Genomic DNA, 16,101 nt, shown 5'->3' with positions numbered 1-16,101 from the left:
TTTATGGTGGGCCCGGTAATCACGAAAAAAACCCGCGTACTGGTGTGGATTACTTTGTTGGGCGCGCTGACCAGCATTTCGGCCAATTTATTATTGGTACCCCTGTTAGGCATTGTGGGGGCCGGATGGGCCGTGACATGCAGTTATTTGGTTATGGCGGGTGCATTATTTAGATTTACGCAAAAAAACTACACTATTCCGTACCAATACGCAAAACTGGCTCTATTGGGCATTTTAGGGCTATTACTGGCCGGACTGGCCCATTTAGGCGGGGCACTGTGGGTAAGAATCCTTTTGTTGTGCCTGTACCCTGTACTGGCCGGGCAGATTATCAAAGAAAAACCTTGGCGTGAAGTAATTTTAGTAGGTGTTTATTCCATTATTTCCAAACCATTTATCAAAGATATAAAAGAGGGAATCAAATGAAAGTATGCATGATAGTAACTAATGGATTTGAAGAGTTGGAAACGGTGGGCACGTATGCCATTTTAAGACGCGGCGGGTTAGAGGTAGATGTGTACAGCTTGCGCGGGGAACAGGCCACCGGCCGCTTTGGGTTGGATTTTGTAAATTTTATCCCGTTTGCGCAATTTCAAGATAAAGAATACGCCGCTATTATTTTGCCCGGCGGTCCGCAATATCAAGAATTGGAAAATACCCCCCGCCTTTTAGAATTATTAAAAGACTTTTATGCCCGTGGCAAATATGTTTGTGCCATTTGTGCCAGCCCAACCATTTTAGGACATTTGGGTCTATTAAAAGGGAAAAAATACACATGTTTTACCTCCATGAACGAAGATTTTGGTGGTACTTACCTAGATGATTATGCGGTAACGGACGGTCAACTTATCACCGGAAAAAGTGCGGCCGCGGCTATTGATTTTGGCTTTGCCATTTTACGCGCAGTATGTGGCGCGGAAAAAGAACAGCAAGTCAAACAAGATATTTATTACTAAGGCTAAGATGCTGAGACCCTGCGGGCCGCCAAACAACTCAGCATGACCATATGATATTTGGGCATAAAAATACCCCGCCTTTTGAGCGGGGTATTTTTGAATCAAGAGTACAGCAATCTTAGGACTACTTAGCCAGCACACAGGTGTCAGGTCCTTTGGCTGCGGTTCCCACTGTACAAACCGGATCCGTATATTCATCGCCATTGATGAAGTCGATACATAAGGCTTCCGAATTTTTGTTGTCTGTCGCTGCTCTACAATACGCTCTGCCAGCCGGATCATCATAGAAGCGGAACAAAGTATATTCACCATATTGGTTATTATTGACACGGGTCGCCACAACACCGGATACGTTACCAGCAGCGCTATCAGACCCTACTAAGTCAATCATGAAACCATTTCCACAGGCAGTACCATTCATCTTGGTACAGAAGCCTTTGCCGGTAGCTCCGGTAGCTTTAGCGGTTACTAAAGATGATCCATCTGCCACACCGGCCGGAGAGACATCTAAGCCAGTCCAGTTGACAGCATATCCTTGTCCACGGCGCAATTTATAGCGTTGTTGAGCTTGTACTACACTACCCAACAAGATTTCCGCTTCGCTGATACGAGAGCATTCTACCGCACGGAAATACGCGGGCAAGGCCATCGCGGCCAAGATGCCGATAATGAGTACCACTACCAGCAATTCAATCAAGGTAAAACCTTGTTTTTTGTTCATCATTGTTAATCTCCTCGGGTTCGTTAACCCTATACGCAAATCTGAAAAGATCCTTTAACAAACCTTATCAGACCCGCTACAAATAGTGTAGAAAAACAAACCAATGATGTCAAGTGTATTTTTTTCCCGACGGGAAAATGGAGAACCATCCCGCATTATTCTCCCCCATATCTTCCCGCAGTCTTTTTTCCACGTCATCCCGCAGTGTCGTAATGCGGGATATAAGTCGTTTCGCAAAATAACATTATACCCCGCACAAAAACTTTGCGGGGTGACAACATTTTTAATAAGTATAAAATACAACTGTCATGCTGAGATGTCTTTGCTCAGCATCTCATCCTTCCATACGTTTACTAAACATACAACCACAATAGGTTTGTTTATATAAACCCATTTCACTAATGAGTGCGCGGCGCAATTCTTCCAGACCGCCTTTACGCCAGTTGGTTAAATCGTAGGGAATTTGATACTTGGCAGAAGCTGCTGCGGCGGCTTGATTAACTTGCTGTAAATCTTTATGGCGGGAAATGCCCAACACTGACGAGAAATGTGTAAATCCTTGCTCTTTGGCATAGGCGGCAGCCCGCGCCAAACGCAACTCAAAACAAACACTGCAACGGCGGCCGCGCTCGGGTTCTCTTTCCAGTCCCTGCACAGCCTGCTGCCACACCTGCGGCTCATAAGGTAAATCCACAAACGGCACGTTAAAACGCTCACATACCCGCTTATTTTCTAACAATCGTTTTTGATATTCTTCGGCGGTATCAATGTTGGGATTATAAAACAACACGGTAAACGCACGCCCCTGCCGGGCCAGCGCGGCAATCACACCGCACGAGCACGGAGCGCAACAAGAAAGCAGTAATAATTTTTCTTCCGGCATATCAGTATTGTAACAATCTCTGCCTCTTTACGTCAAAAAGCCCCGCCTACTTTTGCGGCGGGGCTTTTATCAACTATCTAAACTATTTGGTTTCTTCTTCGGTCGTTTCTTCTGCTTTGAAAGAATCTTCCAAGAGCTGACCTAATGTCGGGCGCGGAGCTTGTTTTAAGTATTGCGCCACAACTTTGCGGTTTTGCGCTTGGTCATATTTCTTCACGGACAAATTGACCACAAACGTTTCCGGATTAACGCCTACCACTAACGCGGTAATCGTATCTCCTTCTTTGGCAGAAAATTCATGTCCCATTTCAAACGGGCTGATGAAAGCCTGCGTATTATTTTTGCCAATGGTGCATTCCACGCCTGTTTCCGGATCTACCTTGGTGATGGTAGCTTTGACAGAGCTCTTGTACGGATAGCGGCGTTTTAAAGCATCAGCCGGATTTAAGAATAATTGTTTCAAACCAAATTCTAATTTTTGATTTTCTGCATCTAATTTTAACAATTTGGCTTTCAAGCGTTGTCCGCGGCGGAAGTTAGTGATAGCGGTTTCCGGCTCTTTCCAAGCCACATTTTCCATTTGTACCACACCTTCAATACCGTGGAAGCGCAAGAACAAGCGTTCTTTGTCCGTCTTGGCCACTACTACGCGCAACACATCCCCTTCCTTAATTTGGCCTAATACTTCTTTGCGGCGCACGGCTTCATCTTCTTCCAATACTTGTTTGCGAGAAACGATAAGTTTCTGTTTTTCTTTTGAAAATTCTACGATCACGGCTTTGATTTTGGCCCCTACAGGCAAATAATGTTTGTACGCCGTGTGTAACTCAGATAAGGACAACGGCATAAATCCGTTCACCCCAAACACCTCTACAATGTAACCACCTTTAACTGTCTGAGCGATAACTCCTTTTACCCGTTCTTTGGCTTCATAGGCTTGTTTGCAAATGTCCCAACCTTGCATTTCCAAAGCTTTTTTGTGGGATAAAATAGAATAGCGTTCATCATTGCCGCGTTTGACCAGTACCACAGATATTTTAGAACCTACTTCCGGCAACGTTTTGCCATCAAATTCAGATACTAAAATAGCTCCTTCTTTTTTGGCACCCGTGTCTACTAAAATATAATCTCCGGTAATTTGTACGACAGTCACTTCTACAATTTCACGTTTGTTTAACTGCTCCGATAAAGACTCTTGTTGTGCGATCAACTGATCCATGGTCATTTCGGTTTCGTTGGTCGTTTCTTCGGTTGTTTTGAGTTCTTCGTTTGTTGTCGTCATAAGTCCTTATTACGCCGTACCCGCTTGGCAGGCAGGCGCGATTCCTCCATTTAGATAGTAATTGAATTTATTTTGTCCATGATTTCATTGGCAAATTGTTTATACTGCGCTTTGGGTTCTAACGCAGGATCTTTCTGTAAGTGGAACGGCTGCCCGAATTTTACGCGTATTTTGCGCACCCACGGCCAACCAAATGTCCCCTCCACCTTTACCGGTAAAACAGGAGCCTCGGTTTTATACACTAATAGTCCAATACCGCTTTTGGGTTTTTGAGGCTTACCGTTTTTGGAGCGGGTCCCTTCCGGGAACATCACCACACTTTCACCGCGCTGCAAGGCTTCAATGGCACCTTCCAAAGCACCAAAGTCTCCGATGACACGCTTTCTGTCCACAGAGATATAGCCGCATCGACGGAAAAACCAACCCAGTACCGGTATGTCAAACAATTCTTTTTTGGCCATAAAGCGCGAATCCCGCACGGTACCGGCAAAACCGCCGATCGCCGGAGGATCTGCGTTGGATAGATGATTTCCCGCGATAATTAAAGCGCCCGTAGGGGGTATATTTTCCAATCCCTCTACCTTAAAATCATAAAACGTTTTAAAGAACACTCTTGCACTAAATTTTACCAAATTAAGCAGCATGTTGTTTGATTTCCTTTAATACTTCTTCGATAACTTGCGGCATAGAGAGGGCAGAAGTATCAATTTTTACGGCATCTAAAGCCGGTTTAAGCGGAGAGGCCACCCGCGTACTGTCGCGCAAATCCCGCTCTTTAATAGACGCTAAAATATGCTCATAATCTGCCGCTACGCCTTGTTCGTGCAGTTGCTTAACACGGCGGTCGGCACGCACTTCGGCTGAAGCATCCAAATAAATCTTTACCTCTGCATCCGGAAACACTACCGTGCCGATATCCCGACCTTCCACAATAATGCCACCGTCTTTTCCAACCCGGCGCATCTGCTCGGTCAGTACTGCACGAGCCGCAGCATTGGTGGAAATTTTGCTGGCTGTTTGGGCTACTTCATCTAATTGCAATTTATCACCCAGATATTCCCCGTCTACAAACATTTTTAACGTGGCATCCGCCTGCCGCTCAAAGGTAAAAACCAATTGCTTGGCTAGTGCTAACACGGCTTGGTCATCAGCCGGATTTACTTTGCGTACAAACACTTGGTAAGCTAGCGCGCGGTATAACCCGCCCGTGCTTAAAAAACTATACCCCAATTGTTGAGCTACGGCACGTCCAACCGAAGACTTACCGGTACCGGCGGTACCGTCCATTGCAATAACCAGTCCGTTTGGTCTCATTTGCTACACCTCCAAACTGTCTGTGACTCCGCGCACCGCCATCATCAATGCATCCGGGCTGGTGGCTGCTGCCATAATATTTTCAATAGCCACTTTGTTCGATTTGTACAATGCGGCTAAAGACTGATCAAAGGTATTCATTCCGTAAAAATCTCCGTTTTGCATAGCTTTGACCAAATCGCTGGCGCGGTTTTCCAAAATTAATTTGCGCACCTGCGGCGTGCTAACCAAAATTTCTAAGGCCGGTATCATCCCCGGTTCAATAGTAGGTAATAAACGCTGACAAATAATACCGCGCACTAATTCAGAAAGTTGCAAGCGCACCTGAGCATGCTGTTCAATCGGAAATGCTTCTGTTAAACGGGCCAGCGTTTGCACTACGTTCACCGTGTGCATGGTACACAAAACGAGTTGCCCCGTTTCCGCCGCCGCAATAGCTGCTTTCATTACTTCCGTATCGCGCAATTCGCCAAGCATAATAGTGTCAGGATCTTGACGCATCGCGCCGCGCAAAGCACCGGTATAAGAAGGTGTGTCCACCCCCAGCTCTAACTGGCTAACGATACACTTATCGTCGGTGTGAACAAATTCGATAGGATCTTCAATCGTAATGATGTGTCCGTTACGGTTGTGATTAATATAGTCAATAATAGCCGCCAATGTGGAGCTTTTACCGGAACCGGTCATACCTGTTACAATAATCAGTCCCCGGCGGTTATCGGCAATTTTTTTGAGTACTTCTTCGGGTAAATTTAAGTCTTGGAAAGAAGGAATTTTAAGCGGGATGTGACGAATAGCCATGGCAATTTTGCCCGCTTGGTGGAACACGTTAAAACGGAAACGACCATAGGACTTAGCATCCAAAGAAAAGTCCACCGTACTATACTGTTCAAAAATTTTCTTTTCACGTTCTCCCATGCATGCATAAGCCATTTTTTTCACTTCTTCATTACTGACAAAAGAATCATCAATCGGTTTGATTTGTCCGTGCAAACGCACATATGCATTGGAGTTCCCGCGGATGTGCAATCCGCTGGCTTTATTATCTACTACCGTTCTAAGTAAACTTTGAAGTCCTACAGCCATGATTTTCTCCTTTTAGCGGTTACTATTTTTTTTACGGCGTAAAAAGGCAGGCACCAGCATATCATCTTCTTCTTGCCTGGGAGCTTTCGGCTCGTCAAAAGAAGCAAACACATTTTTGGTAATATCATACGGTTCCGGCTCTTCACTGGGAATAGGCCGGCGTCCGGTAAATACATTTGCTTTTTCGGCGCTAAATCCGGTAGCAATGACGGTTACCTTAAACGTATCTTTGAGCGAAGAATCATATGATTGACCAAACATAACAATCGTATCATTGTTGGAATATTGACGAATCACGTTCATTACTTCGCCTTGTTCCATCATGGTCAAATCTTCATTTGCCAAAAAGTGCACGATAAACCCCTTGGCTCCGCGAATATCCGCATTTTCCAGTAGCGGTGAAGAAACAGCTTTTCTAATAGCAGCCAAATGTCTGCCCGGCCCACTGGCTTCCCCAATACCGATAAAAGATTTTTGCGACTTACTCATGATTTTGCGGATATCATTAAAATCAATATTCACTTCTCCGGGTTTGGTAATTACTTCCGAAATTCCTTTTACTGCTTGCAACAACACTTCATCTACCATCTTATAAGCATCTTTGGAAGAAGTCTTGGTATCAATATTATCAAAGAGTTTTTCGTTCGGCACGATGATCATGGAATCTACATACTTTTGCATTTCCTTAATGCCTTGATCCGCTTGTTTTTGGCGCACATAACCTTCAAAGTTAAACGGACGAGTCACCACACCGATAACGAGCAAATCGTCTCCGTAAAGTTCTTTGGCCAGTTTAGCTAAATACGGGGCTACGCCGGTACCTGTACCGCCCCCCATTCCGGCTGTGATAAACAACAAATCCGTTTGGCCGATAATCAGTTTTAACTTTTCTTTGGACTCTTCAGCGGCTAAACGTCCTTTTTCCGGATCGCCGCCCACGCCGAGCCCTTTAGTAAGTTTTTCCCCTACTTGTACCAAATAGGGAGCTTTGTTGCGTCGCAAATCTTGCGCGTCGGTATTGATTGCAATAAATTCTATATCTTGTAAGCCGGCGCTGACCATGCGATTGATAGCGTTTCCGCCACCACCGCCCACACCGATTACTTTAATTTTGGCCTTTTTGCTTTCAAATAAATCAGCCGGCATAAATACGTCTTTCATAAAATTCCTCAACTGCCAAACAAATCAAATCCTTTGAAGAAACGGCCCAGTTTTCCAAACATAGAGCGGCTTGTATCGTATGTTTCTCTGGAATATTCTTCGTAACCGTTACGTTCTGCCGCATATACTGCTAAAGACATGGCCGTGCTATACATCGGATCAAAAAATTCGTCATCACTGGTCACTAAATCCCGTTGCACCACACCGCGACGCACTTCTTTGAGCCCTAAAATGTTAACAGCTTGGTCCGTCATACCGGGCATTTGACTACCGCCGCCCGTCAACACCCCTACTACCGGCATATTTTTGTAACCCGACGTAGCTACACAATGTTGAATTTGTTCAAACAATTCTTCTACCCGCGGTTGAATAATATCTAAAATATAACTTTTCTTAATCGGATGTGTACTGCGACCATCTAAAGACGGCACCGGGATTTCCCCTTCTTCGTCTAAAAATGTCGGGAAGGCAATCCCGTATTTTTCTTTAATTTCTTTGGCATTTTGACGAGAAGTATGCAACAAGCGGGATAAATCGCTCGTAATCAAATCACACCCGTAAGGAATATCGCGCGAAAACTTCAAAATTCCGTCAATATATATTCCGACAGACATAGTTTCCCCGCCCAAATCAACAATCATGGCACCAATATCTTTTTCTTCTTGGGTGAGCACACAATTTCCTAAAGGAACGAGCCCATAAAACATATTATCAATGCGATATCCCGGACGTTGAATTGCTTTTGCTAAATTGTTCAAATGGGTAGAAGAACCGGTGGTAATATGCACATCTACTTCTAACAAAGAGCCTTCCATTCCTTCTGGATTAGTGATACCGCGCAATTTATCAATTGCAAATCCTTGCGTAAACACGTTTACAATTTCGTTGTCGTTCTTGATAGGCATGGATTTCGCATTTTCAATGGCCAGCTCCATATCTGCCGGCGTAATTTCTTTATCGGCACGGGAGATATTATAGGTACCGTGATTGGAAAAAGATTCCAAATGAGCTCCGCGAACCCCCACAAACAAGTTGCTGATATCTTTGTTTAATTCCCGCTCTAATCCACCCAATAAATAAGCCACCGCCGAAGAAGTTTCCCGTATATCGGAAACAACCCCTCCACGCACGCCTCTACACGGCACGCTACGGCCCGTTAAAATTTGCAAGGTATTAGTATCAAAATCATGTGCAGCCGCTACAGCTGTCAATTTGCTGCTTCCTACATCAAGTCCCACTACGATATTTGTCTTTGCCATAAATCACCCGAAAAAGAATCTATTATGTATATTATAAAAATTAACGAGACGCTTGTCTTAAAAAAACTTTTCCATCGTCAAAATACGTAAAATCCAACACGTGCGGATGCGGGGCTGTTTCTCTAGCCAACTCCTCGATCTGTGCCGCCCGGCGTGCTTTTTGCCGTAAATTTTTGGCTTGTCCGAAATAAATTTTACATTGATCCGGTAAAACCATTTCCACCGTATTATCCGTCAAGTCAAATTGCAAGTTGGCATATTCCAACTGACTTTTCAATTTCAAAGTGCTTTCAATTAAGTCTAGCAATTCTTGATTAAGTTGTGTAGGGACAATTCCCTTGAAAGCCACCGTTGAAATGGTGCGCAAGGGATCGGGTTTTTTGTCTTCATATACAGAACCGTCTTCATCAATAAACTGAATGGAACCATCTGACACATAAAATTGCGCCACCGGCACCCGACGTTTTACCGTCACTTTTATCTTGTTGGTTAGCAGACCTCTTTTCACGCTTACATGACGCAACTGCGGATAGGCCCGAACCAATTGACGCTGTAATTGTACCGCGTCTCGCGTAGAAAAAGGTTTATTTAATTTTTCCTCAACAGCCGCATACAATTCTTTGGCTAAAGTACCATCCGCTCCGGACACGGTTGCTGTCGACGGAGTCCATGTTCCAAGTTGCGAAGCGGCCACCGCATGATACGTCTTTTTGGCAAGCACATAAGTACCTGCACAAATAGCCACAAATATCACAAACAGTAAAATAGGTTTTAGAAAAGAGAAGGATGGTTTTTTCCGGATTTTTTTCGTTTTGCTTGCTCTTGCCGCAGGATAATAGGTGTTATACTTTTTCATGCTTCTATCCGGAGTAATAAAATGGGCGGAAAGGGAGTTGAACCCTTAAGGACTTTCGTCCACACGGTCCTGAGCCGTGCGCGTCTGCCATTCCGCCACCCGCCCATTACAAGAGATATTTTAGAATATTCTGCTACTTTTTGACAACTACTTTTTATCGTACATCTTTAGAAACGGATCGCATTCTTAAAGCCTTTTTCCATCTCGCGGTTGAGATCTTTTTTCTTTAAGCTTTCCCGTTTATCATAGGTATGTTTTCCTTTCGCCAGAGCCACCTTTGCTTTGGCCCAACCTTGTTTGAAATAAATTTCCAGCGGCACCAAAGTTTGTCCTTTTATTTCCGCTCCGGCATACATTTTGCGTATTTCCCGCTTATTAAGCAGCAGCACACGAGACCGCGTGGGATCCGGCTCCGAAAGAGAGTTAAATTTGTATGGTTTCACATACATATTTTGTAAAGTAGCTTGGCCGTTTTCTACCCGAATAAAAGCACCTTCCAAACTTACCTCTTTTTGGCGAATAGATTTTACTTCCGCCCCCAGCAAAGAGATACCTGCTTCAAAAGTCTCGAGAATAAAATAATCGTGATAGGCTTTACGGTTGCTACACACAATCAACACACCGTCTGATTTCTTCATAAAGATATCATAGCAAATTTTCTTCATTGACTACGTACTACTTCTGATTTTTTGCTACACTATATATATGCGCAAAATAGTAGGATTTATTATGCTGGCAAGCAGTCTTTTATTTGCTTGCAATTATCAAACCGTACCTGTACAGTTTCCGGATGGTTTTAGGTTACGTGCACGGGTGGCTGACACACAAGAAAAGACCGAAAAAGGCCTTATGTTTGTGAAGCATTTGCCCGAGGATGAGGGCATGCTGTTTGTGTTTGACCAAGAAGCAGAACGCTTTTTTTGGATGAAAAACACTTTCATTGATTTAGATATTTTCTTTTTATCCCCGGAAGGAACGATTAATCAAATTTTTGATCATGTCCCCCACACCTATACGTACACGCCGACAGCGGACATTCCCGTAGTAAGTGCGCAGGCCCAGTACGTATTGGAAACTCCTGCCGGAACAGCCCGGCGGCATCAACTCAAAGCCGGAGATAAACTCCTATTTCCTTTGTTATGAAAAAATCAATACTTATTCTGACTTTTTTAGCATTTGCGATTTCAGGAGCCGTAGCGCAAGAACTGGACTCTGAGGCTATTTACGAGCAAGCCAAAAAACATTTGATTGCTCTGTTAGGCATAGATACTTCCCAGCCAAATCCTCAAGAAACAGAGGCAACCCGCTATTTGTATAAAGAACTTAACAAACATTACATTGATTGGGATTTATTATCTCCACGCAAAGGGAAGGCCAATTTGTTGGCCCGACTCAAAGGTACCGATTTAGAAGCCAAACCTCTTTTACTGATTTCCCACTTAGATACCGCCCCTGCAACGGATCATTGGGCTTATCCCCCTTATAAAGCCACCCTTATGGATGGAAAAATTTATGGATTGGGCGCAACGGATGCCAAAAATTATACGGCTATGCATTTGGCTTTGTTTACCGCACTAAAAGAAAGCGGCCTTCCGCTCAAACGCGATGTCATTTTATTAGCTACTTCCGGAGAAGAATTCGGTAGTGACACGGGGCTAAAATGGTTAGGAGACACCCAATGGTCCCACATTGCCGCCGGCTACGCCTTAAACGAAGGGGGTAGCATCATCAAAAATACTCCTACCAATGTACCGCTTATTTTTGCCGAAGCCGGCACCAAAATGTATATGGACTTAAAAATTACCGCCCAAGGTCAGGCGCTCCACTCTTCTTTGCCGGTACAACAAAACGCCGTGTACCATCTCTCAGAGATATTGGCCAAATTAAACACATTTGATCCACCGGCCCGCTTAACCCCTACAGCGCGGGAATTTTTCCGTCGTATTGCTCCTTTGCAGGATGAGGACGCCCAAACCACTATTCAGTTGCTACTGTACGGTACCCCGCAGGAACAGCAGATGGCCGCCGAAATGATGGCACAAGATCCCTTTTTCCGCTCGCAATTAAAAGATACGCTGACTCCCACTTCGGTTTCATCCGGAACGGATACCGGTGCTTCTGCCGCGGAAGTTTCGGCTATTATCAATGTACGGTTACTACCGGATACTGATCCGGAAAAATTTATAGAAGATTTGAAAACTTTTTTAGGTAAAGATGAAAGCATTTCTATTGAAATAGTAGAACGCCCTCAGCTACCCTTTCCTGAACCGATGACCGGTAATGATGAATTATTCACGGCTATTGAACAAGCAGCTATTAATTTGTGGCCCGATGCAGTCGCTACAGCCGCGATGAGTCCTGCTTCCGGAGACAGTGAATATTTACGCCGCTTGGGAGTCATTACATATGGTTTGGGCCCCGCGCTTTCCACGCAGGCAGATGCTCCCTCTGCGCATACCGCCGATGAATATATTTCTGAAAAAGATTATCAAGAGCAAGTACGCTTTTTCACCGAAGTAGTCAAAAACTTTGTGTTGAATGTACCGCAAGAAAATCCAGCACACGAATAGATACACCCCCTTCAAAAGTCCTTTTTCATGCACACTTAATATCCCAAGCAAATTGGTAGCGGTTAAATAAATTCCCTAGCGTGTGAATGGATTTTCTCAACTGCTTGGACAAAAAAATGCTCCACGGAAATAATACCCGCAGAGCATAAAATATATGTTCAGAATTTTTTACATACAATGTTTAATCGTAGCGGCTAGGCGTTTGATGCCTTCCTGCATTTGTTCGAAGGTGGAATAAGAAAAATTCAAACGCATATCGTTGCGGCGGGCATCTTTGGGGGGATAGAAATCTACCCCGGCCACATACGCCACGTTTTGTTTTTCCAGGGCAATTTTCAGCATGGCCTGTGTGTCAATTTGCTCCGGCACGGTCAGCCACAAAAACAGTCCCCCCTCCGGGCGCGTCCATTTGACCCCTTCGGGCATATATTCTTCGAGTAGTTTAAGCATATAATCGCGTTTTTCACCATATGCCTGCACTACTTGCGCGATATGGCGTTTTAAGCAGCCTTCCTTCAAATACGCCGCCGTAGCCAATTGTAAAACAGGAGAGGTGCACAAATCCATGGCTTGTTTCAGAATGACGAAACGCTGAATGACTTCTGCCGGTCCTAAAACATATCCCAACCGGAAACCGGGGACAAATACTTTAGAAAACGTGAACAAAGTGATTACATTGCCACGCCCTTGATCCAATTTGTAAAAGGTATCCGGGGCCACACCTTCAAAACGTACTTGACGGTATGGAGAATCTTCAATAATAATCGTGCCGTATTTTTCTACTAAAGCCAAAATCTCCTTACGCCGTTCTTGCGGAATGGTAGTGCCGGTCGGGTTTTGGAAATCAGGTACCAAATAAACAAACTTACACGGTTTGCCTAGTTCCTTTAGTTCTTTCAAGCGCTTTTCAACACCGGCTACCGTGACTCCGTACTCATCACTCTCGGCTCCATAAACATCCGCACCGGATGCTTGGAACGCCTGCAATGCACCCAAATAGGTTGGAGAAGCGGTAATAATAGCATCTCCTCTGTTCAAGAAAATGCGGGCACACATATCTAGGCCTTGCTGAGAGGCAGACACCACTAACAACTGCTCCGGTTTGGCCTCAATATCTTCCGTATCTTTTAATAAAGCAATCAGCTCGTCCTTCAAAATTTTCTGTCCTTCAGTAGTACCGTACTGTAAAGATTCTTTAGGATGCTGTTCCACTACCTGTTTCATAATGCGGGCCACATCCTCACTGGGGAATAAGGTGGGGTCCGGCAAGCCACCGGCAAAAGAAATAATTTCCGGTCGAGCAATTATCTTTAGCAGTTCGCGAATGGCTGATGCTTTAATACTGGTAGCTGTCTGGGAATATAATTTTTTGTAATCCATGTGACTACTCCTTGGGCCGCTTGGCGGCTACTTCAAATACTCGGTAATTTTAAGGCTTAAATCTTTACTGGGGACGGAATGGGTCAAGGCCCCGCTGGAAATCACATCCGGCTTGGCCTGACAATACGCGGCTAAATTTTCTTTGGTAATACCACCGGAAATTTCCGTTAATGCTTTTCCGTTTATAAATTGTACTGCCTGCGCGGCTTGCTGGGGAGTCATATTGTCCAGCATAATAATATCGGCTCCTGCGGCAAGGGCTTGTTTCACTTCTTCCAAATTGGTGGTTTCTACTTCAATTTTCGGAGTATGCCCAATGGCTGCACGAATGCGCGCTACAGCCGCCGCAATCGAACCGGCCGCCGCGATATGATTATCCTTAATCATCACGCTATCTGCTAAGGACATACGATGATTACGCGCCCCGCCGCAACGCACGGCATATTTATCGAGTTTACGCATCCCCGGCTGGCATTTACGGGTATCTACAATCATGACGCCGTAGGGTTTGGCAATTTCTACATACTCTTTGCTAGCCGTAGCAATGCCGCTTAAACGCTGCATTAAATTTAACGCGGTCCGTTCTCCTTTCAAAATGCTTAATGTGCGCCCTTCTAACTCCAGCACCTTTTCCCCTTTCTTCACCCATTGGCCGTCTTCTTTGAGCGGATGGAAAGCAAGTTCCTCATCCACTAACCAAAAGGTTTGTCGGGCCAGTTCCATACCGCACAATACCAAATCTTCTTTTGCCACCACCACCGCTTTAGCGCGGTCTTGCGGGGTAAAAATATTATCGGAGGTAATATCTCCCAGTCCCAAATCTTCTTCTAAGGCTAACTGTACAATTTTTTCAATCATCATTTGCTTAACTCGAACATTTTATCTAAAGATTTTTTCGCCCGCCCAATCACATCCTCCGGCAAAGTAATGATCTGATCCGGCCGAGGCTCCAGCAAGGCTTGAAACACATTGGCTAATGTATTTTTCTTCATATAAGAACACATTCCGAACGGCCAAATAAATTGCTTTTCCGGATAGGCCGCCTCTAAACGGTTCACCAGCCCAAATTCCGTCAACATCCCAAATAGTTTTTGCTCGCTATGTGCCACAAAATCTTGCATTCCTTTCGTGCTGCCCACATAGTCGCACAAAGCGCACACTTCCGGTGCACATTCCGGATGACATATCATCGTAATACCCGGATATTGCCGGCGCAAAGTTTCCACTTGAGCAGGCGTATATTTATCGTGCACGCAACAACTGCCGCCGGAAGCAATAATTTTTTTGGAAATACCACGGCGTTTTAATTCGATTTCAATGTTTTGCGCCATGAGTAAATCCGGAACAAAAATCAGTTCTTGTTGGGGCAACTTGGCGGCAATATCAAACACATTTCCCGAGGTGACACAAACATCACTTTCTGCTTTGACCCCCGCAGTACTGTTGACATAGCACAAAACAGGCACGCCCGGATACTGTTGCCTTAAGCGAAGGACATCTTCCTCCGTGATCGAATCTGCTAACGTACATCCCGCCTTTCCGGCCGGGATAATTACTTGTTTGGAAGGATTTAAAATTTTGGCAGTTTCCGCCATGAACCACACACCAGCAAAGATAATCTTTTCTTGGGAAACTTCACGGGCTTTAAGACTTAGCGCATAGGAATCGCCGCTAAAGTCCGCCACCCCCAACACCAGTTCCGGCACCGTGTATGAATGGGCTAAGATAACGGCGTTTTGTTCTTTTTTGATTTGATTAATGCTTAGGGTATAAGGAGCGGCTTGCAGACAATCGGCATAGGTCCATTTTGTTGCTTTACTACGGGACACGGAACCCAGAAGCCCATAGAGTCTATGGGCTTCCTGTTCCAAAAGCGCTTGTTTATCTATCGCCGACTCCATAACAAAGCCTGCTTCTTAGAATGTTTCGTCCGGCAACGCTTCCTGATCGGTTATCGGAGCAGAAGCATCAGCCGGCATGGGATTGCCATTCCCATCCACTACGGTTTTTTGCACTTTATCTTTGCGAGCCGGTTTTTTGCCGGTAGTACGAGAAGAAGAAACGCTTTGAATGTAAGAAGAACCATTCACCTGATCTTCATACGGAGCTACGCGGTCGTAATGATCATTGGGAATAGACAAGTTATCAAATTCCTGGTCTACAATTTGGTACTTCACATATTGGCTGGTCAAGGCCTCTGGGGTATCTTGTTGTTTCTCTGCAGAAGAGCATCCCACTGCTATGACTGCCAATACGGCACCTAACAAAACTTTTTTCATAAACCAATCCTCCATAACATATTGATGTCCTCCTTATTGTATAAATTATCAGCGCCTTTGTGTTATTCTTTTTCATACTTGCACTACAGTACCTGCTAAATTTGTTACAATACCTAGTAATTATGCTAAATAAGGTTGGTATGAAACTGTTATGGAAAATATACTGCACGCGTTAGACTTATTAAACAATTTTATATGGGGCCCCCCCATGATTGTGCTCATTTTTGGGTTAAGTATCTATCTAACCTTTAAATTGGGTTTCATTCAAAAACATATTTTACGTGCCATGCGCCTTTCCATTACTCCGGACAGTGGAGAGGGAACTGTCAGTAGCTTTGGTTCGCTGGCCATGAT

The 16,101-nt window shown here is 44.6% G+C and carries 19 protein-coding genes and 1 tRNA gene; 5 read left to right on the top strand and 15 right to left on the bottom strand.

Going from position 1 to position 16,101, the window contains the following annotated elements; all coding sequences use genetic code 11:
- Together IKN49_02840 and IKN49_02835 are read left to right on the top strand one after the other, a co-directional pair.
- A partial coding sequence (locus IKN49_02840; protein ID MBR3631988.1) for a polysaccharide biosynthesis C-terminal domain-containing protein occupies positions 1 to 426 on the top strand: 426 nt, incomplete at its 5' end.
- Positions 423 to 956, top strand: coding sequence for a DJ-1/PfpI family protein (locus IKN49_02835; GenBank protein ID MBR3631987.1), 534 nt, complete (start codon positions 423 to 425; stop codon positions 954 to 956). The genes IKN49_02840 and IKN49_02835, both read left to right, overlap by 4 nt.
- A gap of 124 nt (positions 957 to 1,080) precedes the next feature.
- Here the strand turns inward: IKN49_02835 and IKN49_02830 are convergent, their stop codons facing one another.
- From IKN49_02830 to smpB, 11 genes are all read right to left on the bottom strand, one after another.
- A complete protein-coding gene (locus tag IKN49_02830; GenBank protein ID MBR3631986.1) occupies positions 1,081 to 1,677 on the bottom strand; it encodes a prepilin-type N-terminal cleavage/methylation domain-containing protein in 597 nt (198 codons plus the stop codon).
- A 334-nt stretch (positions 1,678 to 2,011) separates the two neighbouring features.
- Positions 2,012 to 2,560: an epoxyqueuosine reductase QueH gene (locus IKN49_02825; GenBank protein ID MBR3631985.1), complete on the bottom strand. Its 549-nt coding sequence runs from the start codon at positions 2,558 to 2,560 to the stop codon at positions 2,012 to 2,014.
- A gap of 82 nt (positions 2,561 to 2,642) precedes the next feature.
- Complete coding sequence (locus tag IKN49_02820; protein MBR3631984.1) at positions 2,643 to 3,842, bottom strand: S1 RNA-binding domain-containing protein; 1,200 nt, start codon at positions 3,840 to 3,842, stop codon at positions 2,643 to 2,645.
- A 50-nt stretch (positions 3,843 to 3,892) separates the two neighbouring features.
- Entirely contained in the window at positions 3,893 to 4,486 is a 594-nt protein-coding gene (locus tag IKN49_02815) for a 1-acyl-sn-glycerol-3-phosphate acyltransferase (GenBank protein MBR3631983.1), read from the bottom strand.
- Positions 4,476 to 5,156, bottom strand: coding sequence for a (d)CMP kinase (locus IKN49_02810; protein MBR3631982.1), 681 nt, complete (start codon positions 5,154 to 5,156; stop codon positions 4,476 to 4,478). Before IKN49_02810 ends, IKN49_02815 begins: the two co-directional genes overlap by 11 nt.
- 3 nt (positions 5,157 to 5,159) lie before the next feature.
- Complete coding sequence (locus tag IKN49_02805) at positions 5,160 to 6,242, bottom strand: PilT/PilU family type 4a pilus ATPase (protein MBR3631981.1); 1,083 nt, start codon at positions 6,240 to 6,242, stop codon at positions 5,160 to 5,162.
- 12 nt (positions 6,243 to 6,254) lie between these two features.
- Positions 6,255 to 7,403, bottom strand: coding sequence for a cell division protein FtsZ (gene ftsZ / locus IKN49_02800; GenBank protein ID MBR3631980.1), 1,149 nt, complete (start codon positions 7,401 to 7,403; stop codon positions 6,255 to 6,257).
- Positions 7,404 to 7,411: 8 nt separating this feature from the next.
- Positions 7,412 to 8,662, bottom strand: a complete 1,251-nt coding sequence (gene ftsA / locus IKN49_02795) for a cell division protein FtsA (protein MBR3631979.1) — start codon at positions 8,660 to 8,662, stop codon at positions 7,412 to 7,414.
- Positions 8,663 to 8,702: 40 nt separating this feature from the next.
- Positions 8,703 to 9,518: a hypothetical protein gene (locus IKN49_02790; GenBank protein MBR3631978.1), complete on the bottom strand. Its 816-nt coding sequence runs from the start codon at positions 9,516 to 9,518 to the stop codon at positions 8,703 to 8,705.
- Between the two features lie 22 nt (positions 9,519 to 9,540).
- A tRNA-Leu gene (locus tag IKN49_02785) sits at positions 9,541 to 9,623 on the bottom strand.
- Positions 9,624 to 9,685: 62 nt separating this feature from the next.
- Complete coding sequence (gene smpB / locus IKN49_02780; GenBank protein MBR3631977.1) at positions 9,686 to 10,156, bottom strand: SsrA-binding protein SmpB; 471 nt, start codon at positions 10,154 to 10,156, stop codon at positions 9,686 to 9,688.
- A 67-nt stretch (positions 10,157 to 10,223) separates the two neighbouring features.
- Here smpB and IKN49_02775 point away from each other — a divergent pair, with 67 nt between their 5' ends.
- Positions 10,224 to 10,661: a DUF192 domain-containing protein gene (locus tag IKN49_02775; GenBank protein ID MBR3631976.1), complete on the top strand. Its 438-nt coding sequence runs from the start codon at positions 10,224 to 10,226 to the stop codon at positions 10,659 to 10,661.
- A complete protein-coding gene (locus IKN49_02770) occupies positions 10,658 to 12,088 on the top strand; it encodes a M20/M25/M40 family metallo-hydrolase (protein ID MBR3631975.1) in 1,431 nt (476 codons plus the stop codon). The genes IKN49_02775 and IKN49_02770 overlap by 4 nt, the downstream gene beginning before the upstream one ends.
- Positions 12,089 to 12,256: 168 nt before the next feature.
- On the opposite strand, the gene IKN49_02765 is transcribed toward IKN49_02770, so the two are convergent.
- From IKN49_02765 to IKN49_02750, 4 genes are read right to left on the bottom strand one after another with little or no spacing between them, the layout of a single operon-like run.
- Positions 12,257 to 13,468, bottom strand: a complete 1,212-nt coding sequence (locus tag IKN49_02765; protein MBR3631974.1) for a PLP-dependent aminotransferase family protein — start codon at positions 13,466 to 13,468, stop codon at positions 12,257 to 12,259.
- A gap of 27 nt (positions 13,469 to 13,495) precedes the next feature.
- Positions 13,496 to 14,326 (bottom strand): carboxylating nicotinate-nucleotide diphosphorylase, encoded by an 831-nt coding sequence (gene nadC / locus IKN49_02760; protein ID MBR3631973.1) that lies wholly within the window; start codon positions 14,324 to 14,326, stop codon positions 13,496 to 13,498.
- Positions 14,326 to 15,369, bottom strand: a complete 1,044-nt coding sequence (nadA, locus tag IKN49_02755) for a quinolinate synthase NadA (protein MBR3631972.1) — start codon at positions 15,367 to 15,369, stop codon at positions 14,326 to 14,328. Before nadA ends, nadC begins: the two co-directional genes overlap by 1 nt.
- Positions 15,370 to 15,384: 15 nt before the next feature.
- Positions 15,385 to 15,747 carry a hypothetical protein gene (locus IKN49_02750; protein MBR3631971.1) on the bottom strand — a complete coding sequence of 121 codons (363 nt, stop codon included), beginning with the start codon at positions 15,745 to 15,747 and terminating at the stop codon, positions 15,385 to 15,387.
- 151 nt (positions 15,748 to 15,898) lie between these two features.
- Here IKN49_02750 and IKN49_02745 point away from each other — a divergent pair.
- Positions 15,899 to 16,101: sodium:alanine symporter family protein (locus IKN49_02745; GenBank protein ID MBR3631970.1), on the top strand; the 203-nt coding region annotated here is incomplete at its 3' end.

The sequence above is a fragment of the Elusimicrobiaceae bacterium genome, assembly GCA_017528825.1.
GTDB lineage: Bacteria > Elusimicrobiota > Elusimicrobia > Elusimicrobiales > Elusimicrobiaceae > Avelusimicrobium.
This window is presented reverse-complemented; position numbering and strand designations above follow the sequence as displayed.